At 49.9% G+C, this 26039-nt stretch carries 25 protein-coding genes; 15 read left to right on the top strand and 10 right to left on the bottom strand.

What is annotated here, in order from left to right; translation table 11 throughout:
* Positions 1 to 38: 38 nt before the first annotated feature.
* A complete protein-coding gene (locus BFW38_RS09330; protein WP_068998161.1) occupies positions 39 to 584 on the top strand; it encodes a hypothetical protein in 546 nt (181 codons plus the stop codon).
* On the opposite strand, the gene BFW38_RS09325 is transcribed toward BFW38_RS09330, so the two are convergent.
* Positions 538 to 1470, bottom strand: coding sequence for a sodium-dependent bicarbonate transport family permease (locus BFW38_RS09325; RefSeq protein WP_068998160.1), 933 nt, complete (start codon positions 1468 to 1470; stop codon positions 538 to 540). The two genes, BFW38_RS09330 and BFW38_RS09325, sit on opposite strands and share 47 nt — an antisense overlap.
* Positions 1471 to 1771: 301 nt before the next feature.
* Between BFW38_RS09325 and BFW38_RS09320 the strand changes: the two genes are divergently transcribed.
* A complete protein-coding gene (locus BFW38_RS09320) occupies positions 1772 to 2722 on the top strand; it encodes a LysR family transcriptional regulator (RefSeq protein ID WP_068998158.1) in 951 nt (316 codons plus the stop codon).
* 109 nt (positions 2723 to 2831) lie between these two features.
* The gene (locus BFW38_RS09315) at positions 2832 to 3491 is read left to right on the top strand and encodes a haloacid dehalogenase type II (protein ID WP_069000352.1); all 660 of its coding nucleotides are present in this window, start codon (positions 2832 to 2834) and stop codon (positions 3489 to 3491) included.
* Between the two features lie 57 nt (positions 3492 to 3548).
* Here BFW38_RS09315 and BFW38_RS09310 read toward each other — a convergent pair whose 3' ends face one another.
* The gene (locus BFW38_RS09310; protein WP_281180392.1) at positions 3549 to 4649 is read right to left on the bottom strand and encodes a histone deacetylase family protein; all 1101 of its coding nucleotides are present in this window, start codon (positions 4647 to 4649) and stop codon (positions 3549 to 3551) included.
* A gap of 284 nt (positions 4650 to 4933) precedes the next feature.
* Between BFW38_RS09310 and rsuA the strand changes: the two genes are divergently transcribed.
* The 4 genes from rsuA (at position 4934) to BFW38_RS09290 (ending at position 8500) form a co-directional block, all read left to right on the top strand.
* Positions 4934 to 5650, top strand: coding sequence for a 16S rRNA pseudouridine(516) synthase RsuA (gene rsuA, locus BFW38_RS09305; protein ID WP_068998157.1), 717 nt, complete (start codon positions 4934 to 4936; stop codon positions 5648 to 5650).
* Positions 5651 to 5780: 130 nt separating this feature from the next.
* A complete protein-coding gene (locus BFW38_RS09300; RefSeq protein WP_245686126.1) occupies positions 5781 to 6542 on the top strand; it encodes a TSUP family transporter in 762 nt (253 codons plus the stop codon).
* Positions 6542 to 7870: a hypothetical protein gene (locus BFW38_RS09295; protein WP_068998155.1), complete on the top strand. Its 1329-nt coding sequence runs from the start codon at positions 6542 to 6544 to the stop codon at positions 7868 to 7870. Before BFW38_RS09300 ends, BFW38_RS09295 begins: the two co-directional genes overlap by 1 nt.
* Positions 7871 to 7939: 69 nt before the next feature.
* On the top strand, positions 7940 to 8500 hold the full coding sequence (locus BFW38_RS09290; RefSeq protein ID WP_068998153.1) for a hypothetical protein: 561 nt from the start codon (positions 7940 to 7942) through the stop codon (positions 8498 to 8500).
* Positions 8501 to 8551: 51 nt separating this feature from the next.
* Here BFW38_RS09290 and BFW38_RS09285 read toward each other — a convergent pair whose 3' ends face one another.
* The gene (locus BFW38_RS09285; protein ID WP_068998151.1) at positions 8552 to 9748 is read right to left on the bottom strand and encodes an MFS transporter; all 1197 of its coding nucleotides are present in this window, start codon (positions 9746 to 9748) and stop codon (positions 8552 to 8554) included.
* Between the two features lie 107 nt (positions 9749 to 9855).
* On the opposite strand from BFW38_RS09285, the gene BFW38_RS09280 reads away from it, so the two are divergent.
* From BFW38_RS09280 to gspN, 3 genes are all read left to right on the top strand, one after another.
* Positions 9856 to 10761, top strand: a complete 906-nt coding sequence (locus tag BFW38_RS09280; RefSeq protein ID WP_245686207.1) for a LysR family transcriptional regulator — start codon at positions 9856 to 9858, stop codon at positions 10759 to 10761.
* Positions 10762 to 10930: 169 nt separating this feature from the next.
* A complete protein-coding gene (locus BFW38_RS09275; protein WP_175400959.1) occupies positions 10931 to 11587 on the top strand; it encodes a DsbA family oxidoreductase in 657 nt (218 codons plus the stop codon).
* The gene (gene gspN, locus BFW38_RS09270) at positions 11584 to 12339 is read left to right on the top strand and encodes a type II secretion system protein N (protein ID WP_068998147.1); all 756 of its coding nucleotides are present in this window, start codon (positions 11584 to 11586) and stop codon (positions 12337 to 12339) included. The genes BFW38_RS09275 and gspN overlap by 4 nt, the downstream gene beginning before the upstream one ends.
* Positions 12340 to 12458: 119 nt before the next feature.
* On the opposite strand, the gene BFW38_RS09265 is transcribed toward gspN, so the two are convergent.
* Together BFW38_RS09265 and BFW38_RS09260 are read right to left on the bottom strand one after the other, a co-directional pair.
* On the bottom strand, positions 12459 to 15191 hold the full coding sequence (locus BFW38_RS09265; RefSeq protein ID WP_068998145.1) for a DUF748 domain-containing protein: 2733 nt from the start codon (positions 15189 to 15191) through the stop codon (positions 12459 to 12461).
* Positions 15192 to 15368: 177 nt separating this feature from the next.
* Entirely contained in the window at positions 15369 to 17333 is a 1965-nt protein-coding gene (locus BFW38_RS09260; RefSeq protein ID WP_084004562.1) for an acetoacetate--CoA ligase, read from the bottom strand.
* 376 nt (positions 17334 to 17709) lie between these two features.
* Here BFW38_RS09260 and BFW38_RS09255 point away from each other — a divergent pair, with 376 nt between their 5' ends.
* The 5 genes from BFW38_RS09255 to BFW38_RS09235 all read left to right on the top strand — a co-directional run bounded on the left by BFW38_RS09255 (position 17710) and on the right by BFW38_RS09235 (position 22316).
* A complete protein-coding gene (locus BFW38_RS09255) occupies positions 17710 to 18237 on the top strand; it encodes a chemotaxis protein CheX (RefSeq protein ID WP_068998143.1) in 528 nt (175 codons plus the stop codon).
* Positions 18237 to 18818: a DUF2937 family protein gene (locus BFW38_RS09250; protein ID WP_068998141.1), complete on the top strand. Its 582-nt coding sequence runs from the start codon at positions 18237 to 18239 to the stop codon at positions 18816 to 18818. The genes BFW38_RS09255 and BFW38_RS09250 overlap by 1 nt, the downstream gene beginning before the upstream one ends.
* An 85-nt stretch (positions 18819 to 18903) precedes the next feature.
* Positions 18904 to 20178, top strand: a complete 1275-nt coding sequence (locus tag BFW38_RS09245) for an alpha/beta hydrolase (protein ID WP_084004561.1) — start codon at positions 18904 to 18906, stop codon at positions 20176 to 20178.
* 264 nt (positions 20179 to 20442) lie between these two features.
* The gene (locus BFW38_RS09240) at positions 20443 to 21117 is read left to right on the top strand and encodes a glutathione S-transferase (RefSeq protein ID WP_068998139.1); all 675 of its coding nucleotides are present in this window, start codon (positions 20443 to 20445) and stop codon (positions 21115 to 21117) included.
* A gap of 275 nt (positions 21118 to 21392) precedes the next feature.
* A complete protein-coding gene (locus BFW38_RS09235) occupies positions 21393 to 22316 on the top strand; it encodes a 2-hydroxyacid dehydrogenase (protein WP_068998137.1) in 924 nt (307 codons plus the stop codon).
* 157 nt (positions 22317 to 22473) lie between these two features.
* Here BFW38_RS09235 and BFW38_RS09230 read toward each other — a convergent pair whose 3' ends face one another.
* The 5 genes from BFW38_RS09230 to tusC form a co-directional block, all read right to left on the bottom strand.
* Complete coding sequence (locus BFW38_RS09230) at positions 22474 to 23580, bottom strand: 3-deoxy-7-phosphoheptulonate synthase (protein ID WP_068998131.1); 1107 nt, start codon at positions 23578 to 23580, stop codon at positions 22474 to 22476.
* Between the two features lie 173 nt (positions 23581 to 23753).
* The gene (locus BFW38_RS09225) at positions 23754 to 24791 is read right to left on the bottom strand and encodes an NADP-dependent oxidoreductase (RefSeq protein ID WP_245686125.1); all 1038 of its coding nucleotides are present in this window, start codon (positions 24789 to 24791) and stop codon (positions 23754 to 23756) included.
* A 130-nt stretch (positions 24792 to 24921) separates the two neighbouring features.
* A complete protein-coding gene (locus BFW38_RS09220; RefSeq protein ID WP_068998129.1) occupies positions 24922 to 25245 on the bottom strand; it encodes a TusE/DsrC/DsvC family sulfur relay protein in 324 nt (107 codons plus the stop codon).
* Between the two features lie 3 nt (positions 25246 to 25248).
* Entirely contained in the window at positions 25249 to 25536 is a 288-nt protein-coding gene (tusB, locus tag BFW38_RS09215; RefSeq protein ID WP_068998127.1) for a sulfurtransferase complex subunit TusB, read from the bottom strand.
* A 53-nt stretch (positions 25537 to 25589) separates the two neighbouring features.
* Positions 25590 to 25964, bottom strand: coding sequence for a sulfurtransferase complex subunit TusC (gene tusC / locus BFW38_RS09210; RefSeq protein WP_068998125.1), 375 nt, complete (start codon positions 25962 to 25964; stop codon positions 25590 to 25592).
* Positions 25965 to 26039: the final 75 nt, after the last annotated feature.

Here is a 26039-nt window from a genome sequence, read left to right as displayed (position 1 = left end):
AATTGACGCTGTTTATTGAGTTCAGTCTAGGAGATGGCATGAGTGGTTGGCTTTTATTAGCTGCACTGTTGGTTTTAGCGCCAATCAGTTGGTTGTGGCCTTCTAGCCGCGAACGCTTACGTATGAAATGGCGCCAGCAAGCTGCGACGTCAGGTGTCCGGGTCCGCCTTGGGCCTTTGAAAATAAAAGATAAAATGTATCCTGCAACGGCCTATCAATGGGTACGAGAGTCGACTGGGGCGCCATTGAGCTATATGCGCTGGTTACGACAACCTCATGAGCCGTGTGACGACTCGGCATCTGAAAACAAGTGTACTTCATCAATAGGCTGGTATTGCGATCAGGGCGATGAAAGCCGCTTGAATCCAGCGGAATATCAAGCCTTGCAACATTTTTTGCAGGCTCTTCCTGATGAAGTCTTGGCGGTCGAACGTGGCAGTGCGACGGTGACGTTGTGGTGGCGAGAAGTGGGTGGGTTGGAAGCCTGGACATCGTTAGATGCCCAGGTCAGAGAATTCATGTGGGCGTTGGGTGATCTTAAAGGGCCAACAGAATCTGATGGTAAAGATGAATCCCGACGATAACGTTAAAAGGAAAGGTCACGCCTAGAGAGGCCATCATGGCAAGGCCAATATCCGCATCTGCAATGGCATTGCGGATGGCTGCAGGCGCGGCAATATAAGAGGCGCTAGCCGTTAATGCGGCCAGTACCAGGGTTGAGCCATCCGGCAGGCCTAGCAGAAGGCCTGTCAACAACCCTGGCATAGCCAGAATCGTCGGCATGACCAGTGCAAATAATAGAACTTTCCAGCGATGCCAGGGAATCGGACGTAATGTTTCGGATACGGTTAATCCCATTTCCAGCAGGAAGAGTGCCAATACGGCTTTGAAAGCATGGGTAAACAGGTCTGTAACGGCAGCACCTTGCAGTGGACCATAGAGCAAGCCAATGACAACACCGCCTGCCAGTAAAATCACCCCTCGGCTGGTCAGTGCTTCATGCCACATGCCTTCTGTCGATCCCGAGCGGTCAGTATTGACACGTCTGAAGATGAGGATGCCTGTGACAATGGCAGGAAGCTCCAATAGTGCTAAATAGAGCGTGACTTCTGGACCAATGCGCATATTGAGGCTTTCAGCATAAGCAATCGTCACCGCAAAAGTGCCGGCACTGACTGAACCATAGTGGGCGGCAATGCTGGCGCTGTCGGCCTGTGGCAGCCGTACTAATCTGCGCAAAATGGGATAAACCGCTAATGGAATGATGATGCCGAGTATGGTGACCATCAATAGTTCCGGCAGCATCGACCAGCGTAAATGGCCATGAAGGGCCATCCCACCTTTTAAACCAATCGTCAGCATCAGCAGTAGGCTCAAAGTATCGTAAGCGGCTTTCGGGATTTTGAGGTCGGAGCGGGCAAGCCCTGCGACGACACCTAAAAGAAAAAACATCACTACTATGTCAGGCATGATCGATTCTCTCGATGAAGTTCATGAAAAGTATTTGATCGTGATTTCAGTGCATTAAGCGATGCGGTTGAGTGCTCTGAACTGAAGTAGTGCGCATTGTGGCGTGTCATGGGTATAGTGACTAATTAAAACTAATCTCACTTGGCATAGATGATAATCTATGCAAGAGGATCGCGATGGGGACCTGGGGTGTCCGAAGTTAGACTCAGTATGTAGCGAGTATGTGGTGAATATGTGGTGAGTATGTGGTTGGCTATATGCTGCCTTAATGGCAATTAGGTAGAAGGCTGTATTGGACTTTATGAATATTCGACATCTGACATTTCGGTTGCTGCAAGTCTTTGTCTCGGTTGTGACAACGGGCTCATATAGCGAAGCGGCACGGCGTTTGCATTTAACCCAGCCGACGGTGTCCCAACAATTAAAACGTTTAGCTGAGGCTGTTGGCGTGCCTTTGTTTACTGCTCAGGGGAATCAGTGGCAACTCACCGATGCCGGGAGAGAGTTATATCGAGCCTGTGTCGACGTGCTTGGACGCTTTGATGATTTCGATGATTATCTCAGTGAGTTGGAGGCGGGCAAGAAAGGGCGTTTCAGTATTGCATTGGTCAATACGGCTCAATATGTGCTGCCTAGAATTCTGGGGCCATACAGCCATGCATTTCCACAAGTGGAGGTCACGGTAGAGATTGGTAATCGGCAACAGGTTTTAGCGCGTTTTGATCGACAATTAGATGATCTTTATGTGTTCAGCCACCCACCCGCATCTGAAGCGACCTGTGCTGGACGGTTTTTACGAAACCCTTTAGTGGTGGTGGCACCGAAAGGTCACCCTAAGGCCGAGAGTGAGCACTTGAGCTTATCTCATTTATTGGATGAGCGCTTTTTATTGCGTGAGCCTGGATCGGCATCACGAATGTTGTTTGAAAGCTGGCTTCAAAGCCAAGGTTTAACTTTAGGCGCTACACTTCAAATGGCCAGTAATGAAGCTATTCGTATTGGCGTCTCTTCTGGCATGGGGCTGGCGGTATTATCCCGGCATGTATTACCGGCACAAGATGTCGGTTTGACGATTTTGCCGGTAGAGGGTTTTCCGCTAGAAAGCCACTGGCACTTTATTGCGCGTCGAGATTGTCGCTTACCGCGCGCAGCCTTCGGTTTCTTGCAGTTCGTTGAGCAATCTCTTGATCAATGTTTAGACCCTCAATGGACTGAGAATCATGTTGGAGACATGCTGAAATCATTAGGTTAACAGACAATTAAGATCGCTCACTGGCTTTTCCCTATGAGATTGGCCGATACTGAGCGTGTTATTGATCAAAACAATGTTGTTTGATCAAGGCGTTGAATGGAGTCGCTACATGGCCATCATTTTTGATGTGAATGAAACTCTTTTGGATTTTGGGGCACTAGATCGTTATTTTGGTGATCGGTTTGAAAGTGGGCATGGTCGAGTCGAGTGGTTTCTGACTTTGCAATCGGCATGGATGGCACAAACGCTGACAGGCCAATTTACCCCGTTTATTACATTAGCGTTAGGTGCTTTACGGCAGGTTGCTGCCCGACATGACATTGTGCTCAGCCATACTCATCAAGATGGGTTGGTTGAGCGACTGATGACATTGCCTGCTCATGGGGATGTTATTCCTGCATTACAGTGGCTGAAAGATCATGGGCAGCAAGTGGTGGCGTTAACCAATGGGGGGGCTGAGGCGGTTGAACAACAGTTATCCCATGCCGGTTTACGTCCGTTTTTTGACCGTGTGCTCAGTGTTGAAGCGGTTAAGGCGTACAAGCCCGCACCGGCAGTGTATGCCTATGCCATTGAGCAAGTCGGTGAAGCTGTCGATCAAATCACAATGATTGCGGCGCATGACTGGGATCTGATCGGCGCTGCGCAAGCAGGTATGCAGACAGGGTTTATTGCTCGGCCAGGAAAAGCGGTTGATGATGAAGGCTTTCAGCCCGATTATCAGTCTGCTGATCTGTTGAAATTAGTGCAGCAGGTGATTGCCGTATAATGACAACGCCTCAGGGTCGAGTTTTGGCCCTGAGGTTTGTTGGTTTTGGTCAGCCCTTTATGACTCTTGCGGTGGCGTCATGAGGCCTATTAATAGGTTGCGTGTATTCAGCCCGATCTCTTCAACAGCATAGCCGCCCTCCATAATGACGACGACAGGTATGTTGGCTTCGGCAATGCGTTGTCCCATCTTGATGTAGTCTTCACTTTTAAGTTTGAAGTGCGAAATAGGGTCGCCCTCAAAAGTGTCAACGCCAAGAGATAGCACTAAGGCATCTGCTGCATAGTGGTTGATTTTGATGATGGACAGCGCTAGTGCTTGAGACCATTCGGACCAATCACTGCCGGGTAAAAGAGGATAATTTTGGTTGAATCCTTTGCCCGGACCTTCGCCTGTTTCATCCGCATAACCTGTGAACCCGGGATAGCAAGCGCGAGGATCGCCATGAATGGATTGAAACAAAACATCATCGCGCGCATAGAAGATATCCTGCGTGCCGTTGCCATGATGAAAATCGACATCAAGTAACGCGATGCGTTGAGCGCCTCGATCAAGTAAATGCTGAGCAGCGACAGCCGCATTATTGAAATAGCAGTATCCCCCCATGTAGTCACGGCCGGCATGGTGGCCTGGAGGACGTGTGAGTGCGAAGACATGACTCTGTTGGCGGTGTAGTAATTCTGCCGCCGCAATCGCGACTTGAACTGTATCGGTAATCGCAGGCCAGGTACCGGCATTGATGGGGGCGCCTGCGTCGAAGCTGTAATAACCGAGACGGCCATCGAGACTGTCAGGTATTCGTATTGAGGTTGTTCTTCTAGGAGGCCAGGCTAAGGGTAGCATGTCATGTTGATGGCCTGCAGCGCTCCATTCCCGCCAAGCATTGGCTAGAAAATCGATGTAGTCCTGGCTGTGGACTTTGGCGAGTGTTTGTTGCCAATGCGATTGCACTTCGGGATACACTTCTTCAGGTGTTTTGATCGCGCCTAAGTGGGCCTCTCTAAGTTGCGCCAGAATCATGTCGGCTCGTGCCGGCTTTTCAAAACAAGGGACAAGCTGCCCATCTTTGAGTTCTGCTTGACCGTGATGTTGGTGATGACCTTCGGAGTACAGCGTGATCAACGGCTGCGGTGTTGCTTGATCTAAATGAGGGTTCACAATTTTATCCTTTCTATTGATCAGCAGAAAAAGACTCATTGACTTTCAGCGAGCGGGTGAACGGGTTTTAGTGTATTGGCTAAAGCAAGGGCCAAGGCGCTCCCTTCGTTAGTGTGTCGTAGTCGTTCACATGTTCCAATCGTTCTCAGTGTGATGCCCTAAGGGTACAATACCCGCGATTGATCGCGCGCCTTAGGCGTATTCACAAGCTTTGATGATCATCAACTGAAGCCAGTTAATTCAAGTCATATAACTCAAGTCATATTAAGGGAAGCATTCATCTGATGCGCCTAGATAAATTTCTTTGTGATAATACGGATTTAACCCGAACTTATGCTAGGCGTGAGCTTCAGCAGGGCCAAGTGACGGTGAATGGTGCTGTGGTTAAAAAGGGGGCGCTACAGCTAGCGGCAGATGATGAGGTTGTCTGGGGGGGCGAGGTGATTACGCCGCAAGGCCTTAGGTATCTCATGTTATATAAGCCTGAGGGTTATATCTGCTCTAATGTCGATGAGCTTTATCCTTCGGTGATGAACTTGATTCAGTTGCCCGCCAAATCACAGTTGCATGTTGCCGGTCGTTTAGATGCTGATACGACAGGTCTGGTGCTGATTACCGATGATGGGCAATGGTCACACCGGATTACTTCGCCTCATCACGCTTGCGATAAAGTCTATCGTATTGATCTGGCCGAACCTTTGATCAGTGAAGCAGAACAATATTGTCGCGATGGCTTGATGCTACATGGCGAAACAACGCCTACTCGGCCGGCTCATCTTGAGCGTATTTCAGAGACTCAAGTGTTATTAACGATTCAAGAAGGGCGTCATCATCAAGTCAAACGGATGATGGCTGCATTGGGAAATCGTGTCGTGGCACTACATCGTGAACAAGTGGGTGCGGTGAAGTTAGATCCTGATTTAAAAAAAGCACATTGGCGCATGTTAACGGTTAAAGAAATCGACGCTTTGGCGCCCTCCACTGTTGCGGGTACCCCCTGATTTTATATGGATAGGCGCTACCTCGCGGCTAATGGGTGAGGGCTATGGGGGGATATTTTAGTGATAGAGCGGGTTATTTATTGAGCCATTATCGCATTGGGATGGTGGTGATTCGGTCTGGAGACTTGAAGTGATTGATTTGTCGATGGATGTTGTTGTGATGCTGGGGTTTGTTGCCCTGGTCGCAGGATTTATTGATACGTTAGCAGGCGGTGGTGGATTAATTACGATTCCTGCATTGTTATTGGCCGGCGTGCCACCCTTGCAAGCACTGGCGACGAATAAAATTCAAGCAGTGGCGGGCACCTTTACATCAACGTCGACTCTGTTGCGTCGACGATTGTTGCGTTGGTCTCAGGTCCGTGCGCTGTTTGTTTCTGCACTATTAGGTTCTGCCGTTGGTGCCTTATGTGTGCAATTTATTGATGCAAACTCTCTCGACATCATTATTCCGGTCGTTTTAGGGGCGATTGCACTTTATTACCTGCTAGCACCTCGGGCCGGTGATGTGGATACTGTTCCGCGAGTGGGCCCAGCGTTTTACCGCTTCTGCGTCGTTCCCGTGATTGGATTTTATGATGGTATGTTTGGGCCAGGAACGGGCTCTTTTTTCTCAACGGCCGGTGTTGCATTGCGCGGTCAGGCTTTGGTGAAGGCCACACTGAATGCCAAGGTGATGAATTTTGCGACTAACTTGGCGGCTGTGCTGGTGTTCGTTTTCAGTGGTCATGTTGTATGGCTGGCTGGGCTTAGCATGATGTTGGGACAAGCCTGTGGTGCCTGGCTCGGCACTCATGCGGTGGTATTGGGTGGAACGCGTTTGATTAAGCCTATTTTGGTCAGTGTCTGTTTGGTGATGTTGGGACGCTACTTCTGGGAGCAATGGGCTTAATGATCTGGCCGCGTCATTTAGCATGGGCTGGGCGATGTCAGGCCGGGATGGTGGTCTTGGCGCTATGGGCACAACTCTTCGATATGGGAGAGTCGGTCTGGCCCTTGTTGGGTGGGGTGTTGGCTTGGGTGGCTGCTGGGGTTTTATTTCGTCAGCTACGCGGGTTACAGCGCCTACAAGTGTTGCTGATGCTGCTGGTTGGGGTCGTGTTAATGGCTTGGGCTTTATGGCGATCTCCTGATGTGTGGGCGACCGCATGGCCTCAAGTGTTACTGGCGAATCAAGCACTATTGATGATGCTGATGTCTGTAAGCTTTTTACGGCTGGTGGCTCAAATTGATCAGCATGATCAGCAACCTACGGGACCAAGTGCTTTATATCGGACCTTATTAGGCGTTCATTTGCTCGGTGCCGTGATTAACTTTTCATCCATGATGATTATGGGTGAACGTATGGCTCGAGACGGCAAGCTGACCTTATGGCAAGCGCTAACGTTAACACGGGGTTTTAGTCTGGCCGCTCAATGGTCGCCCTTTTTCGTGGCCATGGGGGTTGCATTAACTAATGCCCCTGGGGCTTCTCTCTGGGGGCTATTATTGGCGGGCATGCCATTGGCTGCGATGGGATTATGGTTGACGGCGTGGCAGCTCAAACGGTTACCTGACATTGCTCAGATGTCGGGCTTTCCCATGCAGTGGAAAACCTTATCAATGCCGGGAGGGTTGGCTGCAGCAGTACTGTTGCTTCATTGGTTATGGCCATCAGGGCCGATTCTAGCGCTGATTTCGGGATTGGCATTATTAATGGTCATCTTCACGCTCAGTTATCGCGCCTGGACATCGCGCAGATGGGTCATGCTCTTGATACCGTTGAAACGGCATGTGGAGCAAGGATTGCCAGGGATGTCGGGCGAAATGCTGCTATTTATGGCGGCAGGCGTACTGGCGGCAGGCATTAGTGCGGTGGTTCAGGTGACTGGGTTTTCTTTAGGTATTGAGCATTTCGGTGCCAATCAAGCGTGCCTTTTATTGCTGCTGTTGTTGGCGATGGCATTGCTAGGGGTGCATCCGGTTACTGGCATCGCGACGTTAAGCGGATTGGTGGCGAGTGTTAATCCTGATCCCCAGCTTTTGGGAATGACATTCCTGATGAGTTGGTCCCTGGGCGTCAATATATCGGCTTTTTCGGGAACGCATTTAGCCATGCAGGGCCGGTTTGGTGTGAATGCATTGACATTGGTGCGCCATAACTCAGGCTTTTTGATGGTCATGACTTGTTTAAATTTATTGGCACTGCAGTTATACGGCTTGTTACAGGGTTTAAACTGAGTGCGCTATATCGTTACGTCGTTATATAATAATTTATTAATCCTTCGTTAAACTGCTTGGTCACGCTCAATGTCTGCTGAAAATTATGTCCGGCTGTTAGAAATGGTCGATGGGTTACGTACTCAGTTTCGTACCCCGGGTGGCATTGTGATGTTATCGGGCTGTAAAAAAGGTGATATGTTGGCACTGCGATTCAGTGCCAAACCTGAAGGTCAGGTTTGTCATGCCCATATTGAAGTGACCCCGACCCAGCTAGGGGCGCTACGTATTGAGCGATTAATAGGGACATCACCTTTAACGGAAGATGATTTACCTAATCCTATGTCGGGACAAGGGGTATCCTCTTTTTTGGTGAATAGCCTGATTGCAACGTTACAGCCGGTCATTGATCCTGATGTGGTTTTGGGTGGACGTTTGGGCAAGCCTCGTCGAGTTGATCTTGAACCACTAGCGGCACGGCGTAATTTTTGGCGGCGATTTGGTTTTGATGTAGAAGAGGGGCTGTCTGGTCGAGAGCGAGTGGGAGCCCCAATAGGCCAATTGTACGAAGTGCCGACTCCTTTGTTTAATAGCGCGTCTCGGCCAGGCCTAGATTTATTGCATGCTCATTTGATGCAAGGGGCTAGCTAATCTCCTCGTATATAACGCTTGTACTCGGTTAAGCCCTTGGGTCTGTCTACATCATTCAACCATGGCGTTCACCTTCTTACGGTAAATATGTCCAATCAGTAGCGCTAACAATGCACACAGAACACCTGTTGCCGCTATGCCATTCCAGCCCCAGCATTCTGCGGCCGATGTGCCCATTGCTGAGCCCGCAGCACCGCCTAAAAAATAACTGGTCATGAATACGGTGTTGAGGCGACTGCGTGCGTCAGGTAAAAGCGCATAAAGCCGAGTCTGATTAGCGACTAAATTCGCTCGACTTCCCAGGTCGAGGATGATCAGGCTAATCATTAGAAATATGAGGTGAAGGCTGGATCCTATGACGCATATGAAGGCTAACATAATCAGTGCCGCAGCCAATGTGACTACGCTGCGTCCGCCCCAGTGATCGGTCAGGCTGCCAATGCTTGATGATGCCAGTATCCCCACCGCACCGACCAGCCCAAAGAGACCCACCGCCTCGCTGTCATAGTGATAAGGTGGCTGGGCTAACATTAATGCGAGTGCCGCCCACACTACATTGAATGCAGCAAATAATAGAAACCCCATACAGCATGCTTCTTGCAGTAATGGTTGTTTGACGAGCAAATGCCACAGCGAAGATAACAGCCGGGGATAGGGTAAATGGCTAGTCGCCTCTGTGGCAGGCAAGTAACGCCAGATCAGGCCAATCATGGCAACATCGATTATGGCGGCCAATTCAAATACTGTCCGCCAGCTGGTATGAGCTGCGACAAAACCGCTTAGGGTTCGCGCTAATAATGTGCCAGCGAATAGACCGCTCATCAGTTTGCCTATGACCTGACCGCGATGACGGGCATCCACTAGGCCGGATACTGCCGGAATAATGATCTGTGCGCTTACTGCTGTCAGACCGATCGCGACGCATGCCATCAGTAACCCGCTCAGGCTAGAGGCTGTTGCGCAAAGTGATAAGCTGGCTAGGTTGATCACCAATAGCACGGTCATTAGCCGTCGCCTGTCGAGCCGGTCACCTAGCGGTCCCCATAACAGTAATCCGACGGCGTATCCGGCTTGAGTCAACATGGCAATGGCGCCTTGTGCTGACACATCTGAAGTAAAGGTTGCCGCCATTTGGGGGAGTAGCGGCTGACTATAATAGAGGTTGGCTACCGCAAAACCGCAGATGGCTGATAATGCGATGATGCCGTGCCCGGATAAGGTCGCAGCAGTACTCGAAGGCTGAGCCATGGCATAAACTCCGTTCAGTTAACTGGGTCACATTGACGCTCGAGCAATGTTAGGAGCGTTGGTGTCGATATAGAACGTCTCGCCAAGGCGCAATACTTTTGCGTAGAATGCAAAATATGACCTCTATTGCTTATGCTGAACACTTACCAGTTTTTATTGCCGTCGCTCGAGCGGGAAGCTTTTCAGCTGTGGCCACTCGTCGAGGCATTGCCCCGTCGTCGGTGATGCGATCCATTGATGCCTTGGAAGCCGCGCTCAGCATGCGGCTTTTCGCGCGCTCCACACGTGGTTTAGCACTGACTGATGCCGGTGAGTTATTGCTTGAGCGAGCGCCCTCTTTACTGGATGAGTTGGTGGATTTGCGTGCTGAAATCACCGCATTGAGTGGTGAGCCTAGAGGTGTGCTCCGGGTGGCTTGCCTCCCCACTTTTGGCCGTCATCATGTCTTGCCATTGTTATCTACTTTGCTCGAACAGTATCCGGCATTACGCATTGAGTTAGAGTTGAGTGAACGGTTGACTGATCCTGTGCGTGAGCGACTAGACGGGGTGATTCGCATTGGTCCGCTTAGTGACAGTCGACTCTATGCTCAACGCTTAGGGACTCAGTGTTGGTCTATTTGTGCTAGCCCCTCTTATTTGCATTGTCGAGGTTATCCCACGACTTTGGCTGAGCTGGCTGCGCATCGGTTGATCGATAAGCGTCACGACCCTGCTGAGCAATGTTGGCGCGGGCTTGCTGCTGCTGGCTTTATACCTGAGATAACAGACAATCAGGTCTTCGCTTGTGATGACTTTGAAGCACAGCTTTTAGCTGCCTTAGCGGGAATAGGGCTGATCTATTTACCGACTTGGGTCACTGGGCATGCGGTATCCAGTGGCCAGCTTGTCACCGTTTTTGCCGACCCTGCAGCGCGTGAAGATGATATTTATCTGCTCCGGGCATTGTCACGACCACCTGCCAAGCTTGCGGTCTTTTTTCAGGCTTTATCGAGTGTACTTAAGAGGTTTTGAGATTCTGAAAGGATATGGATCGGCGTTGGGTGGGCGAAGATAGAGGCCATGGCACTGACTATGGGGGATCTGCAAAAAAATACTCGCGACACTGGTCAACCCCCAAGTGATGGCGGATCATATACGGGTTAATTTTCCCGCCTTCTTTAGATAATGAATGGAGCGTTTCATGGCTGCCGTTGCTCTGCGTATTGATATTGTGTCTGACATTGTGTGTCCTTGGTGTTATGTCGGTTATGGCGCGCTTAAGCAGGCATTGAAACAACTGGAAGGTCAAGTTGATGCGACGATTTATTGGCATGCCTATGAGTTAAACCCTGATATGCCATCGGGCGGTGAGTTACTTGAAGATTATTTGTATCGTGTGCTAGCGCACAATGATTCATTACGCCAAGCGGTACGACAAGAAATTGAAGCGCAAGCTGCGCTGGTGGGCGTTCCGATTGATTATGAGCGGGTAAAGCGAGTTTATAATACTTTTGATGCCCACCGTTTACTGTTATGGGCCGGGGCGACTGCTGGGCCAGAGGCTCAAACGGCGCTTCAAGAAGCACTGTTTGAACATTACTTTGAAGATGGCGATGATCCTTGCTCTCCGGAAGTGTTACTGACGGCGGTTGTGCAAGCGGGGTTGGATACCGAAGAAGCATTAGCCATTATTGATAGTGATATAGGCCGAGATGCGGTGCAGGCTAATCATCAACGTCTGCATGAGATGGGCATCACCTCGGTACCGGCTTGGATTATTAATGAACATCATTGGTTACAGGGTGCGCTTTCAGTCGAAGAATTTGTTCAGGCCTTAAATGACGCGGCGAACGTATGACGAAGCGTTATCTTAAATGGCTGTTAGCTGTCGCTGTTGCGAGTGTGTTGTTGTTAGGGCTGGTGTTGTGTTGGCCGTTGAAGATGTGGACACCCTGGTTGAATCAACAATTACCTCCCGGCTGGCGCATTCATGGTGTTACCGGTTCTTTGTGGTCTGGTACGGCGTCGCAATTGATGATTTTGGGCACGCGCATTGGTCCTTGGCAGTGGCAGTTGGATCCCTGGCATCAGCGATTAAACTGGCAGCTGGGGACTACTCAAGCATCGCCCTGGGTTGGGCATCTCGATTGGCAAGGTGGAGACCGGTGGCGCTTAATATTCTCAAATGGTGATATGCGATGGATCGATACTCGCGCTTGGGGCGTGCAGCTGGTCGGTATCGCAGAAGGCCAAATGGATGTCTCTGGGATGGGCGTTCAGTGTCGTAAAGTTACGCAGGGCCAGACCGCTTGGACTCCCTTGAAGATTGTTTGGCCGGGACAACATAAGGAATTGTTTCCGCGTATTGATGTTGCGTTGGGGTGTCTCGAGCATAGTCGTTGGTCGCTAGATGCGATGGTTCAAGAGGATGATACGCTGAAGATGTCGGTTTCTGGACGGCAGCTTGAGCTGAACACCTGGCAATGGTCGCTCAACGGTTGGGTCTCAGCGCAATCTCATGATCATCCCCTCATTGAACCTCTGCGAGCTTGGCTCTCACCCGATGCTCAGGGTCACTTCCATAAGCGTTTTAGGACCGTCGGCCGTTAGTGCTGATTAACCTCTCGGGGAAGGGGGCCCCCGAAGGGTTAATCAGCATGTTGTGGTAATGGTGTTGTGATGGCGTTGTTATGTGATGACGCTGTTATGTGATGAGCATCGGCTGCCCTTTAGTCCTGAAGTTTTATCGTGAGGTGACTCTCTTCTTGGGGCTGCTGTTGGCCTGGCTGGGTGCAAAAGAACAGCCTCTCTGGTGAAATCCCTCGATCAACCAGCGCGCTTCGAGCGTGTTGCATCCGTAAACGTGACCATTCGCTGGCTGTGGCTTCAGCTTTGATTTTGGGTGCTTTGTCGAGGTTTTGGCGGGCTTCTTCAATCGGTTGAAGCGCTTGAATGAGTGCTTTTGTCTTATCTGTTGCCTGAGCCGGGTCGGCTAATGCTGTTAATAGAAGTGCTTCTTGCTGGCCAATACCCGCGCATAAATGTAACCCGAGAGAATGACGTTCATTCAGCACCTGTGTGACTTGATCGAGGTACTGTCGATGGGCAGAGGTTAATGCCGTTGTCGCAGGCGTAAAGGCCAGTGGGGGTAAATCTACTCGGAGCATTTTCTCCGTTTGGTTATAAGCAAACTTACCCACGGTATAGACGGTCGCCCAAGGTTGCAGCATTTGGCCTAAATAAAACATCGTCGCTTGCTCTGCCGCTCTTCGAGTGGCCAATAAAATGACATCGGATAAGCCGACATTGGTGCTGTTGGCTGTTTTGTGAATGGGAAGCTCCAGATGGATATGTCGTTGGTCATCTTCAAGCACGTCAATCAAGCTACTGACGGGCATATTGAGCAAGCGCTTTAGACGGCTCGCGTCAGCTTCTGAGATAGGTTTTGCGTCTAGACTATAGAGATCTACAATGGCGCGCCCTTCTATGGCTTCACCTTGTTGTTTGAGTGAAACATCGACATTGAAGCGTCCATTATTGATCTCTAGACCTGCATAGGTTTCGCTATAGGGTGTGATGGAAGCTGCATCGAGCCCTTTAATATCGGCATTCAACGTCGTATGACGGTCACGGGGTTGGAATTGTCCCGTGAGTTGAATATGGGCTTCCTGATCCAGGCGTGCGTCGATATCGAAGTTAGCGGGGGATTGCGTTGAGTCGAGTGGTCCTATGTGGGCTTTATCGATACTAAGTTGCGTTTGCCAGGGACGTTTGAGCGCCTGGTTATTGAGTTTGATTTGCCACGGTGCGGTGATTTGAATACGGCCAACTTGCCAGTGCCATGGCGCTGTCTCTGTACGATTATCAGTGGCTTCATTTTCAGTCGCCGTGACCGCTGTTGTACTGTCTGACTGCAGTGGCTGAGTTGGTGCGGGCTGTGGTTGGCGGTCACTATTGAATTGTGATTGCCATTGAGTCGCCCAAGGTTGCCAGGGAATCAACTGGTTTTGGGCATTTAAAGTCAGTTCATGATGGGCTGCACCTAAAAGAATGCCCTCAACTTTGGCCTCATGCTGGACCCAATTCAGTTGAATCTGCTGAAGTTGTACTTGGTCAAGTTGATGCAACGCTGAGTCTTGATCTTCGGGGTAGACCTTGAGTTGTTCCAGGGCCATCTGATCCACATCGAGTGATTCCGGGGTTAGTTGGAAGTGTGGAATCTGTATTTGATTCAAGCTCAATGCGGCTGGTGTTACCGTTGTTTTAAGCCCGGTAATACGTAAGCTACCGGAGAACTCCTGGGTGCCAGATGCATGGTGCTGAGCCCAGTGCAATGTATCGAGCTGTCCTGTGATCGGCTGCTGATCGACGACATACCGTGTTTTTAAATCATGAGCGGTTAATACGCCATCAATATCAATGCTTTTTAGTCCAGCCTCGGTTTGCCCATTCCAACGGCTGCGACCTTCCCAAGAAGCGGCTCCCCATTGACTGATTTCATTTTGAAAAGCCTGTGTGCTGAGACGCCCTTGTATTTGGAGGACATCATTGTCTTGAGGTGTCCATTGCGCTTGCCCTTGCCATCTCAGTTGGGCTAGATGGGCTTGCTGAAGGGGCGCTGGAAAGTGGCCTGACAGTTGGCTTAGCTTCAGGTCTGACTTGATTTGAACCGAGGCTTGCTGAGAGGGGGCTAACCATTGTGTTTGTACATTGAGATTGCCATCCAAAAGGCCTTGTTCGAGGGGGAGCGTGAATTTCTTCAGCCATGGTGCGAGATCAAGGTGATGGAATTTGATATCCCCCGAGCCTTTTAACGTGGCGAGGCGAACTTCACCTTGGAGATCTAAATAAGCCTCTGGGTGCTGTAACAGCGTTAAATGGAAGGGCACTGGATCATTTGGATGGGTGCTCACCCATCCTCCTGTGCTGAGTGGGGTTAACAGGGGCGCCTCGGGCCATCGTTCTTTTGGGAGTTCTATGGCGAGCTGTTGAAGTTCGAAGCCCGTTAACTTGAACTGCCATTTATTGGACGGTGTTGTATCAACTTCTGTGCCCTGGTCTGTTGGGCCTTGGGCTGTCTGTTCCGCTTGTAGTGGCGCTTGCCACTGCGCTATTGTCCAGCCACCTAGTGTGAGTGCATCGGGATCTAGCGGTAAATGAATATCGCCCAGTTGAACCCCCATGCTCAAGCGTTGGCGCCACAAATCAGCCCAAGACCAATCCAGTGTGATTCGGCTTAAGGTGATGGGGGTTTCGCTGCGGCCCGCCTGTAAGCCTGATAATTGCCAACGCCCCTTCCAGAGCTGTAGATCACTCTGCTCAACTTTGACTTGCCAATCTTGCCCAAGATAGGTCAATAAACGTGGTATCCACAAATTACTGCTGAGTATTGCCAGTAGCAGCAGTAATAGTGGCAATAATAAGGCAATTAATAGCCAGCGCCGTCGACGCAGCATGGGCATGAGATTCTCCTGTCGGCGGTTCTGTTTGCAGCCGTTTTGATTTCAATCTTGTTCCATTTCATCATGCCGGCATGATCTTGTCAGCTGATATAGGCACGCCTGTTGTTTTATTGCCGTGTTTTTATTTACGACACTTTTTATTTCCGGAACCCTCTTATTCTTCCTGATCTGATGTGATCAATCCTGTAGTTTGGGATGTTGCTCAAAATGCTTGAGTGCCTCAGGGTTAGCCAGCGCTTCTTTGTTTTTAACCGGTCGGCCATGAACAACTTCACGTACCGCTAATTCGACAATTTTGCCCGATAATGTCCTAGGGATATCGGCGACTTGAATGACTCGAGCAGGCACATGACGTGGTGTCGTTTCTGCGCGTATGGTGTCTTTGATTTTTCGGCTGAGATCTTCGTTCAGTGTGTAGCCTTCTTTTAAACGAACAAAGAGCACCACTCGGACATCATCTTGCCATTCTTGCCCAATACATAATGCTTCGAGAACTTCATCCACTTTTTCGACTTGTCGATAAATTTCAGCAGTACCGATACGCACACCACCAGGATTCAATACCGCATCAGAACGGCCATGAATAATGATGCCGTCATGGGCCGTGATTTCGGCATAGTCACCGTGGGCCCATACCCCCGGAAAACGTTCAAAATAGGCACTATGATAACGTTGGCCATGAGGGTCGTTCCAAAAACCAATGGGCATGCTGGGGAAGGGCTTGGTGCAAACCAGTTCTCCTTTTTCTTGTGATACTGGGTGCCCCTCATCATCGTATACTTCAACGGCCATTCCTAGACCACGGCACTGCAGCTCTCCGCGGTAGACGGGGCGAATGGGACAGCCTAGAGCAAAGCAGGAAACAATATCGGTGCCACCTGAAATCGAGGCGAGTAGTACATCTTCTTTGATATCACGATACACATAATCAAATGACTCGTGAGCCAGAGGCGAGCCCGTAGACAAGAGCGCCTTTAGTTTTGATAAGTCATGGGTTGCTATCGGTTTTAACCCGGCTTTCTCGCAGGCGGCGATATATTTGGCACTGCTGCCAAACACAGTGACGCCTTCTTGTTCTGCCATATCCCATAAGCGTTTTGGCTCAGGTTCAAAAGGTGAACCATCAAATAGCACTAGCGTCGCCCCTGTGGCCAGCGCTGATACCAGCCAGTTCCACATCATCCAACCACAGGTGGTGTAATAGAAAATGACATCATCTGCGCAGAGGTTGGTGTGAAGAAGGTGTTCTTTTAAATGCTGAAGCAGCGTGCCCCCTGCACCATGCACGATGCATTTAGGCTCGCCAGTCGTGCCTGATGAGTACATGATGTAAAGCGGATGATCAAAAGGGAGTTCGGCGAAATCAATCTCGCGAGCTTCTCGACAGATAAAGTCATCCCAGTGAACCGCGTTTTGAATTTGAGTGATGTTGGGCTGCGGGGAGAGGTAGGGCAGTATGACCACCTGTTCCAGACTCGGTAAAGAGGTCGCAATTTGGGCTATCCGGTCGCGGGTATCTATTGTTTTGCCGCCGTAGCGATAGCCATCACAGGCGAAAAGAACTTTGGGCGCTGTTTGACCGAAGCGATCCAGTACACCATTAAAACCGAAATCTGGTGAGCAGGATGTCCAGATTGCGCCCAAACTGGCGCTGGCAAGCATGGCAATGACGGCATAATGGCAGTTGGGCACAAAGCCCGCCACCCGGTCTCCCTTATTCACACCGGCTTTGACTAGAGCCAGTGCGAGCTGGGCCACTTGTTGATAGAGTTGATCCCGACTTAGTGAAGTTCGCTGTCCATCTTCTTGCAGGCTGATAATGGCATTTTTGTTGCCGTGATGACGCAATAAATTGGCGGCGAAATTGAGGCGGGCTTCGGGAAACCATTGAGCTCCTGGCATTTTAGATTCATCAATAAGTGCCTTGGCACCTTGTTCGCCAGCCACTACGCCGCCAAATTCCCATACCATAGCCCAAAAAGATTGATGATGTTCGACACTCCATTGGTATAAGTCATCGTAGTGGGTTAGGTTCAGGCCATAATGCTGATTAGCTTTATCCATAAATCGTTGCATTTGGCTATGCTGGATATATTGATGACTCGGCTGCCAAAGTGGGTATTCTGTCAATGAAGTGGTCATAATAGTCCTCCGGACTTGTTCTTCTTGGCTCTCCCATGCAAGGTAGACGATATCCAGTCGCTCTGGGGAGATGTCATGCCTGTTGTAGTCTAATATTGACTCATATCTGTTGCGTGTTTCTATGTTTAATTGGGTTCGGAGTCTAATGGGGTTCGGATGCGAAGGTGTATTATTGATGTTGTTGATTGTTTTTCATAAGTCGGGTGTATGAGTGAGGTCTGTGAGACAGCCCTCAGTGGTGAGCGTCAAATGGTGTATCTCCAGGCTGCATTGAGTTAATGCTGTAACGAAAATACGCTATTGCAGTGCAAACAAACTGGTGTTGATGGGTTATCCTGTAGATGACCTCGGTGCACAATGAAATAAGGAATATCTAATGCGTGCTGACTTCGTCAATCCCTTCCTGCATGCTGTGCTCAATGTACTGCGTACTATGGCTAATATGCAGCCTCAGTTAGGCCGTGCCGCACTCAAACAGGATGATGTGGCACGTGGTGTGGTGACTGGCTTTATTGATTTGATGGGAGAGCAAACTGCGGGCTCTCTTGCGATTTCATTTTCCAAACCCGTGGCATTGGATTTAGTGTCTCGGATGTTGGGCGAACGGTTGACCGAGATCGACGATACGGTTGAAGATTTAATTGGTGAAATCACCAATATGGTGACAGGCGGGGCTAAGCGTCTGTTGGCCGAGCGAGGATATAATTTTTATTTGTCTCAACCGGTGATTCTATCTGGCAATAATGGCTATCGTATCCAGCATAGTAACCGAGGACCGACGATCCTTTTGCCTTTCCAAGCTGAAGCGGGACAGTTCTTTGTCGAAATCTGTTTTCGCGAAGATACACCTCAGAAGCTACCTGATGACGTGGCCCCTGTTGAGGAGCCTAAGGATCCAGTTTGATGCGATGGGGGAACGCCGTCGGCCTGATGCTAGCAGGGTTTATTGATCGTGTTCTGGTTGTTTTAGGTGCCGTTCTCGGAGCGCAATGGCCGGGCTTTTTAGAGGCTTATCGACAGCGTCTTGGTGGTCATCTGGATGAATCTAGGCGTTGGCTGAATAGTTATCGGCAATTGACTGAACAATTCTCAGAGCAAGGGCTTTCAGGTTTTATTGATTCATTAGAACGCAGTCAGATGCCGGTCTTACGCGCTCAGGGACAGCTTTTGCAACAAGAGCTGAATCGAGAAGCGCACTTGGAGCAGGCTTGGAATGGGCTCTCTGATCCCTCGACGTTTTTATCTTCTTGGCACTTCATCAAAACGCTGGATGTGCATATCGCCAAACGGACTTTGGAGATTTATTCCCCGACATTACCCTTGACGATCGATGCTTTGATATGGGCATTACTTGTTGCCGTTTTGGTATGGGGCTTTTGGGCATTACTTTGGTGGGGCGTGAAAGGTGGATGCCGAGGCGGGATGACATTATGGCAACGGGTATGGAAACAAGCTTCTTCAGGTTCAACGCCGCCTTCTCATTGAATATGGCGATTGCTGTTCGGAGTGATTGTTAGGTGTGAGCCCTGATCTCAATTATGCGCCTACTCAGGATGAGCCTGGAGCGTTTATGCATTATTGGTTTCTGGTTGCTGTGGTGATCTCCTGTCTAGGTTTGTCGGCCTGTCGTTCTTTTACCCCTTCATCTTCTGATCATTCCGTTTTGCCTGCTGCTTCTTCTCCCAGCGTGAACCCCGCTTTTCGGTATCGGCCCGCACCTGTCCAACTGACGCCTCAGCCTGATCTTAATTTTGATGATTATGTGTCTTATGTTGAAGCGCATTTGCGACGCTATCGTATTCCTGTCGCTGGGTTTGATCATGAGGCCCAATTGCAATGGAACCTACCGTTTGAACGGCGCCCTGCGGCATTTTGTAGGCCAAGTGAGATTCGCGGCATGCTGTGGGTGCATGGCCTGAATGACTCACCTTATGTGTTCCGTGAGCTGGTTGGTGCATTACCTGAGAGACATTGTCTTTGGGTGCGTACTATTTTGCTTCAGGGACATGGTACCCGGCCGGGCGATATGGTTGAGGCTAATGCAAAAGATTGGCAGCGGAGTGTTTCGATAAAAGCTCGTGAGCTGGTCGAGGACACAGGTCATCCTATTTATTTAGGCGGATTTTCTACGGGCGGCGCTTTAGTGACGTCATGGGCTTTGGTGCATCCTGATGATGTTTCAGGGCTTATCACGGTGGCGCCTGCCTGGGCTCTTAAGGGGGCTGTTGAGCGTTATTTGTGGTTAACTCCTGTGGCCGCTTGGTTCGTCGATTTTGTTAAAACAAAAGAAGAATTAAACCCAGTAAAGTACCAATCCCTTGCGATGAATGCGGCGGCACAAGTGGGTGTGGTACTTGACCAGGTTCAGTCACGACTATCTTCTCAAGGGCCTTGGCCTTTCCCGGTACTGATGCTTACGGCCGAATCAGACTCGGTGATCAATGTTGACGTTTTAGCCACTTACTTTAAGCGAAGTGCTGACATGAAAAACAGCCGCTGGATCATGTTTTATGATCAGCGTTCAGTATTGCCTGACTGGTGGGATGAGACGAAGATGTGGGCTTGGGCTGGTTATTTTCCGGATTCACATATTTTAAATATTTCTCACATGTCATTGAACTTCAGCCAGGATAATCCTCTTTATGGTCAGCAAGGCCCGCTTTCACGGTGTATTGAGCCTCATGGAATGAGTCAAGAGCAATGCTTACAGCTTTCTAAAGATCAATTATGGTTCAGTGCTTGGCAATCGGGAGAGTCGGGCCCCCCGACCAGTCGTTTAACTTGGACGCCTTTTTTTGAGTCATGGATCGAAGTGATCAGCGATTTTGTGCAGCAGACCCGGTAGAAGCGTAAAAGCGCATCACTTGATTAGGATAGGCGTTTAATCCGGATTAACGCTAAGCTGGAGACCGCCACTGATTTTGATGAAAGGGCTGAATTCTGCTCTGGTACCATCAGATTGGGTATCACAAGATTGGTCATCGCAAGTGAGTGCTTACTTGTTAGTGCTTGCTTGATCGACTTAAGGGTGGCGTCATGAGCTGTGGCGCCAGTACAGTGTTGGCACCTCCATCTGGCTTAGGCCCAACGAAACGACAGGACACCTTATATGTTGAAAGTACATCATCTGGAACAGTCACGTTCACATCGTGTGTTGTGGTTACTCGAGTGGCTGGAGTTAGAGTATGAGGTCGTCACTTATCCGCGTGATGCCAAGACAATGCTGGCGCCAGAATCCCTACGGCAGGTTCACCCCTTAGGCAAGTCGCCAGTTTTGGAAGATGGGGATTTGGTGATTGCTGAGAGCGGGGCGATTGTCGACTATGTTATGGCACGTTATGGCGAGCATCGGTGGGTTGAGCCCACAGTCGGCAGTCATGAGTGGCTGAATCAGCGCTACTGGTTGCACTATGCTGAGGGCTCTTTAATGCCTTTACTCGTGATGACACTCGTTTTTCGAACCGTTCCAAAAAAAATGCCCTGGTGGCTCAAGCCTATTGCCAAAGGTATTTGCCAAGGCGTTCAACAGCAGTTTTTACAGCCTCAGATCCAACGCCATGGAGAGTTCATTGAATCCCATTTAGCACGTTTTGATGGACAATTTGCGGCCCAATGGCCAACACCGGCAGACATTCAAATGAGTTTTGCTGTGCAAGCGATGGCCGCTCGTGATTCCCGATCAAATGCCCCCTCAATTAGGGCCTTTCTGCAAAAAGTCGAGGCTGACCCGGCTTGGCAACGGGTGGTTGCGCGTGTTGGGCCGCTTTCATTGTTGGGTGACTAATGCACTTTTAGAGGGTGAGGGTCGACCCGTGAGGGGCATGGGGGCATTGCGTTAGTTAAGCCCAATGGCGATGACCGCCAGTGCTAAACCGGCAAAGGCAATGTGAAAAACCAGTGATGAGTTTAATTTTGGGTAATTATCATATTTTCTGTTATTCATAACTTATCATTATGCATAAAAGCTGCTAGTTTGACAAGTTGACTCACTTTATGCCTCTCTTGGGGTCGTAAGGCAGTTAGCCCTGCCGAACCTAGAGATTATTCAAGGAGCCTTTCATGCTGTATTTGCACGCGCACGCACAGAGTCATCAATGGATCGAGGCTTTTCGATCGGCATTGCCGGAAATACGCATCGTTGGGCCTGGTGACGACTTTGAACCTGAGCAGATCCGATGGGTGGCGGCTTGGCAGCCTGAGTCTTGTTTGTTTAATCAGTTTCCTCATCTTGAGGCTGTTTTTGCGCTTGGGGCAGGTGTTGATGCTTTCTTGAATCGTGATGATCTTGCCGCCGAGGTGCCCTTGGTTCGATTGCAAGATGCCGGAATGGCTCGGCAGATGTTTGAGTATATTGTATGGGCTATTTTGCGGTTCCAGCGTGATTTTGATCGTTATGCTCAGCAACAAGTATTAGCGCAATGGATGGAGCATGATGCACGAGAGGCAGAGCAAGTTCGTGTGGGTATTTTGGGGTTAGGCGCTTTAGGTCAATCGGTCGCGCATCGTTTAGCCAAGATGGATTATGATGTCGCGGGTTGGAAACGACAGCCCGTCACCCTTGAGGGTATTGAGGTGTTCAGTGGTGATCAGGGGCTTGAGCAGTTGTTAGCGCGTTCTGATGTGCTCGTCAGCTTGCTGCCGGATACGCCATCAACGCGAGGTGTATTGAATGCTCAGACTTTAGCTCAATTACCGCAAGGGGCTGTGGTAATCAATGTCGCACGAGGTGCCCAGATTGAAGATGAGGCGCTATTAGCGCTACTGGATAGTGGGCACCTGCGTGGTGCAGTACTGGATGTGTTCCATGAAGAACCTTTACCGGAGACACATGCATTTTGGCACCATCCCCGTGTTGTTGTAACGCCTCATATTGCTGCGGCGACTTTGATTGAGCCAGCCGTACGGCAGGTTGCTGCGAATATTCAGCGAACGCTTCAGGGGAGGCCTATGGATGGGGTGGTAGATCGTGATCGGGGCTATTAATCAGGCGGATTCGTTTCTTGTTCTTGTTCAATAGAGCCTTTTCTTCATAAGTTAAAGGATTACGATAATATTTGAGCCGCCTCACGGCGCATCACCTAACGCGACATGGGGTGGCTCAAATTCAATTCATACAATATGGATTGAATGATCAGTGCGATTACGCTTTTGGTAAACAGGTTTGTTTGGCTTGGTTCATCCGCTCAGGCAGCTTGTCACGGAGACTGTTGGCCATTTTTCTCAGGCTTTCTTCTGTCGTGGGCCAATCAATACAGGCATCTGTGATCGAGACGCCATATTTGAGCTGACTTTTATCTTCGGGTACTTTCTGGTTACCCCAGCCGATATTGGATTCGATCATCATTCCCACTATGGAGAGGTTGCCCTCGTTAATTTGGTGGGTAATATTGTCGAGGACAAGTGGCTGTAGGCCTGGGTCTTTGTTTGAGTTCGCATGGCTGCAGTCAATCATGATGTTATTGCAGGTGTTGGCTTTGTGAAGGTCTTTTTCGCACAGGGCCACGCTCACCGAGTCATAGTTGGGCTTGCCATTGCCTCCCCGTAATACAACATGGCCGTAAGCATTGCCTTTGGTGCGGATAATCGCCACCTGCCCCTCATTATTGATCCCTAGGAAGTTATGCGAGTGGGCGACCGATTGGAGCGCGTTGATTGCTACATCCAGGCTGCCATCGGTACCGTTTTTAAAGCCTACTGGGCATGACAAACCACTGGCCATTTCACGGTGAGTCTGGGACTCTGTGGTGCGGGCGCCAATGGCAGACCAAGCAATACAGTCTTGCATATACTGTGGAGAAATCGGGTCTAATGCTTCAGTTGCCAGCGGTAGCCCCATATCGGCGAGATCAACCAAGAGCTGTCGGCCGATTTGGAGACCTTCTTCAATTTCAAAGGAGTCATCCAAATAAGGGTCGTTGATTAAGCCTTTCCAGCCGACCGTTGTACGGGGTTTCTCAAAATAGACCCGCATGACAATGTATAGCGTATCTTTGACTTCTTCTGCCAATGCCTTGAGGCGTTCCGCATAGTCTTTGGCGGCTTTGGCATCGTGGATAGAACAAGGGCCAATGACAACAAACAAGCGAGGGTCTTCCCGATCCAAAATCCGTTGAATCGTTTGGCGGCCTTCCATCACTGATTGCTGAGCGTTGGCGGTGAGAGGAATCTTGTCTTTAAGGCGGTCAGGGGTAATCAGCAGGTCTTGTGAAATGACGTTGAGATTATCGACCAGCTTGTTATCTGTCATGGGGAGTCCTGTGCGTTGATCCAAATCTTTCAGGTACTTCCATTAGGACAAGAAATTCACGCAAAATCAATGCGTCCTCTGGATTATACGCAGAGGACGCCATGATTTTACTCAATACTTCTTTTACGCTTCTTGATCTCAAAGCAGGTTGAGCCCTGCATTTGCGCCAGGATTTATAGATCGACGATTAATTTGCCAAAATTTTGTCCTGAGAGCATGCCGATGAAGGCTTCGGGGGCTTGGGCGAGCCCTTGTACATGATCTTCACGCATTTGGATTCGACCTTCTTGTACCCAGGGCAGCATTTTGTCCAGAAATTCGCCATAGCGGTGGCCATAATCATCGAAAATGATAAAGCCTTGTACTTTTACCCGTTTCACTAGAAGTTGCCCCATTAATTGGCCCATACGGTCTGGGCCTTTTGGGAGTGCCGATTGATTATATTGTGACACTAAGCCGCAGAGTGGAATACGTGCTTTGGGATTCAATAATGGCAACACCGCATCGAACACTCGACCGCCGACATTTTCAAAGTAAATATCAATACCATCAGGGCAATGGCGTGATAAGCGTCCTGCTAGGTCTGGCATTTTGTGGTCAAGACAGGCGTCAAAACCTAGCACATCTTGAACATATCGACATTTAGCCTCACCACCTGCAATGCCGACGACCCGACAGCCTTTAAGTTTGGCAACTTGACCGACTACTGATCCGACGGGGCCACTGGCTGCGGCGACGACGATGGTTTCTCCTGGTTGGGGCTGACCGATATCGGTCAGCCCCATATAAGCGGTAAAGCCGGGCATACCCAGGGAACTGAGGGCCAGGGACGGTTGTGTTAACGCCGGGGGAAGGCGTTGCGCCATCTGTTCTGGTACCACGCTGTGACTTTGCCAGCCGCCAAAAGTGACCACTTGATCGCCTGCTTTAAAGTGGCTCGATTGGCTTTCCTCAACAAGGCCGACAGTGCCGCCCACCATGACTTCGCCGATTTCAACCGGTGCGGCGTAAGAGGGGGCATCGCTCATGCGCCCTCTCATATAAGGATCAAGCGAGAGGAACTGGTTTTTGACTCTAATCTGCCCCGGCGATAATGCGGGAATGTCTTGAGTTTCCAGGCGGAAATGCTCTGGGCCTGTGTGCCTTGTGGTCTTTGGGCCAGTACGATGCGCTGTCTTTGTGTGGTCATCATCACTCCTGATTTTAACCATGGTGTTTGCTTCAAGCGCTTGGCGCTTGCATAACCTCATTGGACTGATGAAGCGGATAAAGTTCAATGAACTGAAATCTTGGCGATTTCATATTGAGGCGTGGTGGTTTTTTACTCTGGATGTTGAGCCGTTATAAGCAATTATCCGGTTTGGGAAGGCCGGCAATTTTAGCTGCCATTCGTGCGGGACTTTCGCCAAATAGCTGCATTAGATAAATGCTGCGAGCCTTGTCTGGGCCATGTTGTGCTTTGATCGCTTTGGTCAAAGGTCGCATAGCGGGTGCCATATCATAACGTTGATAAAAGTCCCGTAGCGTTTGAATGATTTCCCAATGGGCTTGTGTGAGGGTAATCCCACTCTCGGATGCAAGCCATTGGGCCACTTCGGGTGACCAGTCTTCGAGGTGAAGGAGGTGGCCTTCGGGGTCGAGATGAGGTGTCGGCTGTGTGGTCATCAATCAACTCCAGCTGAGAACGCGATCATGTTGTATGGTCAATGCAACCCAATCTTGGTCGCTGAGCAAAGTGACGTCCTGGGGTAGGTTGTCGAGCGGTAGGCCTCGAGCGATGATGTCATCTTTAAGGGCGGCGACTCGAATGCCCTCAGGTAGACCGTGGCGCCATTGAGCATGCGTCAATGCGACCACAGCGCCCTCAATCAGCAATAACGTATCATCGGCTTGCCACCATTGAACGATATTCTGATTCAGGCGATCTGCGCGGTGGATTTGATGGAGCGTGGTCATTAGATTCTCTTTTGGGGTTAGCGCTTGATCTGTTATTGGAATATTCGGATATATTAGAAGCTGAAGACTGTTCGACTCGATGCAATCAGATGTTGTATTTCAAGAGCACTTTTGGGCTGGGGCGATAGCAGTAATTGCTGAGCGTCTAACCGGTAGTTACTTAAGTCTGGTTCAGAAACAAAGACACTTTCAATATCATAAAGAGGAAGCGCTTCTAGCATACGATGCGTTCCTTTTAATGCCAGTTGCTCGGGGGCTTGTCCTGGCAGAAGCTGGAAGATGCCTTCCCCTGCGAACAATAAGGCCACTTGCTGTCCGAAAGTGGCTGCGACAAGGGCCATATCGAGGCCTTCGCGGGGCATGCTGTTGGCTAAAGGCGGGTGCTGCATAATCATCAGCACATCGAAGTGATTCTTTGAAGCCGTCATAGTCGTCGTTATAGCCGTTAGCAGTTAAATAAGTGTGTCTTTCGTAACCTGCGGGCATTCATCATATCGGGATGG

Source organism: Terasakiispira papahanaumokuakeensis (assembly GCF_001709345.1).
Classification (GTDB): Bacteria; Pseudomonadota; Gammaproteobacteria; order Pseudomonadales; family Halomonadaceae; genus Terasakiispira; species Terasakiispira papahanaumokuakeensis.
Note: the sequence above shows the minus strand (reverse complement) of the source record. Positions and strands in the feature narration are given on the sequence as shown.